The following is a 5,307-nucleotide window of genomic DNA, read 5'->3' on the forward strand; positions in this document are numbered from 1 at the left end:
GCTGGCTGCCGCGCTTCGATGCGGCCACGCTCGCGCGCCATGCACAGCGCCTGGGCGATGCCGAACGCCAGTTGCTCGGCCGCAATGCGCGCACCCTGGCCGCGGCCGTGCGCCAGCGCTTTCGCGACCACGTGCAGAAGAGCGCCCTGCCCGCGAGCCAGCTCGATGCCGAGGGCAAGGCGTTCAAGAAGAGCTACAGCGCCGGGCGCCGCGAGCTCGAGCACGAGTTCGGCAAGACCATGCGCTACAAGGCGATCCGCGAACTCGCGAGCGGCGAGACCGGCCAGGTGGTGCGCGACATGAAGCCGATCTGGCTCATGAGCCCGCTGTCGGTGTCCGACACGCTGCCGCTCGCGGCCGACCTGTTCGACGTCGTGATCTTCGACGAGGCGAGCCAGATCCCGGTCGAGGAAGCGGTGCCCGCGCTCTACCGCGCGCCGCAGATCATCGTGGTGGGCGACGAGATGCAGCTGCCGCCGACCAGCTTCTTCTCGTCGGGCCGCGATGCCGAGGACCAGACCGTGTCGGTCGAGGACGAGGACAACGAGGGCGACCGCATCGCGGTGGTGCTCGATGCCGACAGCCTGCTGAACCAGGGCGCGCGCAACCTGCCGGCCACCCTGCTGGCCTGGCACTACCGCAGCCGCTACGAGTCGCTGATCGGCTTCTCGAACGCGGCCTTCTACGCGGGCAACCTCTACACCATCCCCGACCGCAGCCTGCCGAGCGAAGAGCGCGCCGAGATCCTGGTGCAGTCGAGCGCCGCCTCGGCCGAGTCGGTGGCCGTTCAGGCCGATGCGCTGCTCTCGCGCGCCATCAGCTTCCACCGCGTGACCGACGCGGTCTACGACAGCCGCCGCAACACCGGCGAGGCGCGCCACATCGCGCAGCTGGTGCGCGAGCTGCTGCGCCGCGGCACCGGGCGCAGCCTCGGCATCGTGGCCTTCTCGGAGGCGCAGCAGGGCGAGATCGAGGCCGAGCTCGACAGCCTCGCCGCAGCCGACGCCGAGTTCGCGGCACGGCTCGAGGCCGAGTACGTGCGCGAGGAGGACGACCAGTTCTGCGGCCTGTTCATCAAGAACCTCGAGAACGTGCAGGGCGACGAGCGCGACATCATCCTGCTGAGCATCTGCTACGGCCCGAATGCCGAGGGCCGCATGCTGATGAACTTCGGGCCGATCAACCAGCGTGGGGGCGAGAAGCGGCTCAACGTGATCTTCAGCCGCGCGCGCCACCACATGGCGGTGGTCTCGACGATCCGCCACGAGGCGATCACCAACGACCACAACGAGGGTGCCGCGGCACTGAAGAATTTCCTGCGCTATGCCGAGTGCCTGTCGCGCGGCGACGATGCCACCGCCACGCGCGTGCTCGAGGGCATGAACCCGCTGACGCGCGGCGCGGTGCGAGCGGGCCACGTGCCGGCCGACGCGGTGAGCGTGCAGCTCGCGGCCGCGCTGCGCGCGCGCGGCCATGCGGTGGACGAGCAGGTGGGCCAGTCGCGCTTTCGCTGCGACCTGGCGATCCGTGCCGCTGGCACGGATTCAGGTGCGGGGGACAGCCACTACGCGCTCGGCATCCTGGTGGACACGGCGGCCCACTACGAGAACCGCAACGTGCTCGAGCGCTATGTCTCGCGCCCGCGGATCCTCGATGCCTTCGGCTGGGAGGTGCGGCAGGTGCTCGCGAAGGACTGGCTGCACGCACCGGAGGCGGTGCTCGACGGGATCGAGCACGCGCTGGTCGAGAAGGGCGCGCTCAGCGCACCACGACCAGCTGCTTGACGTCGAGCTCGACCTTGTTGCCCACGAGGTCCTTGTCGAACTCGCCGGTGATCTCGACGCGCACCTTGTCGTCGATCCTCACGCCGGGCGGGAAGTACTTGGCGTCGATCTCCACCTTCATGCGGCCGGTGTCGTCGGCGAAGGTGTAGTGCTCGCCGCCGTCGTGCGAGACGATGAAGCCGCGCAAGGTGGCGTGCTGGTCGTCCTTGCCGGTGTCGAGCAATTGCTTGACGGTCATGGCGGGCACCGAGCTCGGGCCGGCGTACTGGGCCAGGCTGCTCAGGGGCAGTGCCAGCGCCAAGGCGGCTGTGGCCAGGAAGGCCTGCTTGATGGATGCGTTGCGGGTGCCGGTGGCGGTCTTGTATGGCATGGCGAATGTTCCTCCTCGAACTTGCCGGTTGAAAACGCGCAGGCGCGAAGCCTGCCCCGGTAAGAAGGCCCAGCCCGCGAGGAGTTCCCGCTATCGCTTTTCGCCGTCCCTGCGCGCCGCGCGGTTATTCGTAGATGACCGCGGCCTTGCCCGCCTCGGCCTGCGCGGTCCAGCTCGCGAGCGCCGCATCGGTCGGGAAGAACTTCGCGCGCTCGCCGAGCTGCAGCTCGACCTGCGCGCCGCCGCGCGCCATCGACAGGCGCACCGGCAGGCCCTGCACCAGTTCGCCATGCTCGCTCTGCTCGGTGCGCGCCGGGAAGTCCTTGAGCAGGCGCGCGATGTCGGGCGCCTTGCCGTTGACCGCCACGCGCAGGAACTTGCCGAAGCGGCAGCGCGCACTGGCCAGGTCCCAGACCTGCTGCACCTGGAAGCGCGCCTCGAAGCCGCCGCGCGCGGGCTGCAGGCGGCCCGAGACGATCACGAGTTCGTCGTCCTTGAGCGTGTTGCGGTTGGCGTTCATCAGCGCCTCGTCGGCGGTGGCGTCGATCGAGTCGGACTTGTCGTCGAGCTTGAAGATCGCGAGCCGGCCGCGCTGGCCGTTGATGACGCGGAAGTCGCTCACGATGCCCGCGATCACCTGTTGGTCGCGGCTGTCGAGCAGGTCGGTGATCTCGCGCTTGCAGAAGCGCCGCACCTCGTGCGAGACCTCGTCGAACAGGTGGCCCGAGAGGTAGAAGCCGACCGCGGTCTTCTCGAAGGTCAGGCGTTCCTTCACGCCCCAGGGCGTGGCGTCGACCAGCTCGGGCTCGGCCGTGGCCGAGCCGTGCTCGCTGTCGCCGAAGATGTCGACCTGCGCGGCATTGGCCGCGGTCGCGTTGGCGAATTCGAAGGCGCGGTCGACCGAGGCGATCAACGAGGCGCGGTTCTGCTGGATGGCATCGAAGGCGCCGGCCTTGATCAGCGCCTCGACCGTGCGCTTGTTGATGCGCTGGCGGTCGATGCGCACGCAGAAGTCGTACAGGCTCTTGAACGGACCGCCCTCCTCGCGCGCGCGCACCACGGCCTCGACCGCGAGCTGGCCCGTGCCCTTGACAGCGCCCAGGCCGTAGCGGATGACCTTGTCGGTGACCGGCTCGAAGCGGTAGTTGCCGCGGTTCACGTCCGGCGGCTCGAAGGTGAGGCCGAAGTTCTTCTGCGCGTCCTCGAACAGCACCTTGAGCTTGTCGGTGTCGTCCATTTCCACCGTCATGTTGGCGCAGAAGAATTCGGCCGTGTAGTGGACCTTGAGCCAGCCCGTGTGATAGGCCAGCAGCGAGTAGGCGGCGGCGTGCGACTTGTTGAAGCCGTAGCCCGCGAACTTCTCCATCAGGTCGAAGATCTCGTCGGCCTTGTCCTGCGCGATGCCGTGCGTGCTCAAGGCACCCGCGCGGAATTTCTCGCGGTGCTCGGCCATCTCCTCGAGCTTCTTCTTGCCCATCGCGCGGCGCAGCAGGTCGGCGCCGCCGAGCGAGTAGCCGCCCAGGATCTGCGCGGTCTGCATCACCTGCTCCTGGTAGACCATGATCCCGTAGGTCTCCGAGAGCATCTGGGCCACGGCCGGGTGCGGATACTCCACGTCCTCGCGGCCGTGCTTGCGCGCCACGAAGCTGGGGATCAGGTCCATCGGGCCCGGGCGGTACAGCGCGTTGAGCGCGATCAGGTCCTCGAGCCGGGTCGGCCGCGCGTCCTTCAGCATGCCCTGCATGCCGCGCGATTCGAACTGGAACACGGCCTCGGTCTTGCCCTCGGAGAACAGCCGGTAGGTCGGCGCGTCGTTGAGCGGGATGTTCTCGTAGGCGAAGTTCTCGCGGCCCTTGTGCCGCTTCATGATGAACTCGCGCGCGATCTCGAGGATCGTCAGCGTGGCCAGGCCCAGGAAGTCGAACTTCACGAGGCCGATGGCCTCCACGTCGTCCTTGTCGTACTGGCTCACGGCCGAGTCGCTGCCGGGCTGCTGGTAGAGCGGGCAGAAGTCGGTGAGCTTGCCGGGCGCGATCAGCACGCCGCCGGCGTGCATGCCGATGTTGCGGGTCATGCCTTCGAGCTTCTGCGCCAGCTCGACCACGGTCTTGACCTCTTCCTCCTTCTCGAGCCGCTCCGCGAGCTGCGGCTCCATCTCGAGCGCGTAGTTGTTCTTGTCGCCCTCGATCTTCTGCGCCGGCGGGTACTGCAGCGTGACCGACATGCCGGGCTTGTTCGGGATCAGCTTGCTGATGCCGTCGCAGAACATGTAGCTCATGTCGAGCACCCGGCCCACGTCGCGGATGGCCGCGCGCGCGGCCATGGTGCCGAAGGTGGCGATCTGGCTCACGGCGTTGCGGCCGTACTTGTCCTTCACGTAGTCGATCACGCGGTCGCGGTTGCCCTGGCAGAAGTCGATGTCGAAGTCGGGCATCGAGACGCGCTCGGGATTCAGGAAGCGTTCGAACAGCAGGTTGTATTCGAGCGGATCGAGGTCGGTGATCTTCAGCGCATAGGCCACCAGCGAGCCCGCGCCCGAACCCCGGCCCGGACCGACCGGGCAGCCGTTCTGCTTGGCCCAGTTGATGAAGTCGCCCACGATCAGGAAGTAGCCCGGGAACCCCATCTTCAGGATGGTGTTGATCTCGAACTCGAGCCGCTCGACATAGCGCGGCCGCTGCGCATCGCGCTTGGCCGCGTCGGGGAACAGGTGCTCGAGGCGCTTCTCGAGGCCCTCGAACGATTCCTGGCGGAAGAACTCGTCGATCGGCATGCGCACGCCTTCGCTCACGAAGGGCGTGGGGAAGTCGGGCAGCTGCGGCTTGCCGAGCACCAGCGTCAGGCTGCAGCGCTTGGCGATCTCGACCGTGTTGGCCAATGCGCTCGGGATGTCGGCGAACAGCGCCTGCATCTCGGCGCTGGACTTGAAGTACTGCTCGGGCGTGAAGCGGCGCACGCGCCGCGGGTTGCCGAGGATCTCGCCCTCGGAGATGCACACGCGCGCCTCGTGCGCCTCGTAGTCCTCGCGCGTGGCGAACTGCACCGGGTGCGTGGCCACCACCGGCAGCCCCAGCCGCGCGGCCAGTTGCACCGCGGCCAGCACGTGCGGCTCGTCCTCGGGACGGCCGGCGCGCTGCAGCTCGATGTAGAAGC

At 68.2% G+C, this 5,307-nt stretch carries 3 protein-coding genes; 1 reads left to right on the forward strand and 2 read right to left on the reverse strand.

Annotation, left to right across the window (positions count from 1 at the left end; genetic code table 11):
• Nucleotides 1-1,784: AAA domain-containing protein (locus AC27VN_RS31910; protein ID WP_490879150.1), on the forward strand; the 1,784-nt coding region annotated here is incomplete at its 5' end.
• Here the strand turns inward: AC27VN_RS31910 and AC27VN_RS31915 are convergent.
• Together AC27VN_RS31915 and dnaE are read right to left on the reverse strand one after the other, a co-directional pair.
• Complete coding sequence (locus AC27VN_RS31915) at nucleotides 1,759-2,154, reverse strand: YgiW/YdeI family stress tolerance OB fold protein (RefSeq protein ID WP_093344340.1); 396 nt, start codon at nucleotides 2,152-2,154, stop codon at nucleotides 1,759-1,761. The two genes, AC27VN_RS31910 and AC27VN_RS31915, sit on opposite strands and share 26 nt — an antisense overlap.
• A gap of 124 nt (nucleotides 2,155-2,278) precedes the next feature.
• Nucleotides 2,279-5,307 (reverse strand): DNA polymerase III subunit alpha (gene dnaE, locus AC27VN_RS31920; protein WP_490879151.1); only part of this gene is annotated, 3,029 nt, incomplete at its 5' end.

The sequence above is a fragment of the Variovorax sp. 20P10.2.4 genome (assembly GCF_058244205.1).

What these genes read in the sequence shown, in the direction of transcription:
- AC27VN_RS31915 (WP_093344340.1), bottom strand. Translation starts at nt 2,154, where the DNA reads ATGCCATACAAGACCGCCACCGGCACCCGCAACGCATCCATCAAGCAG.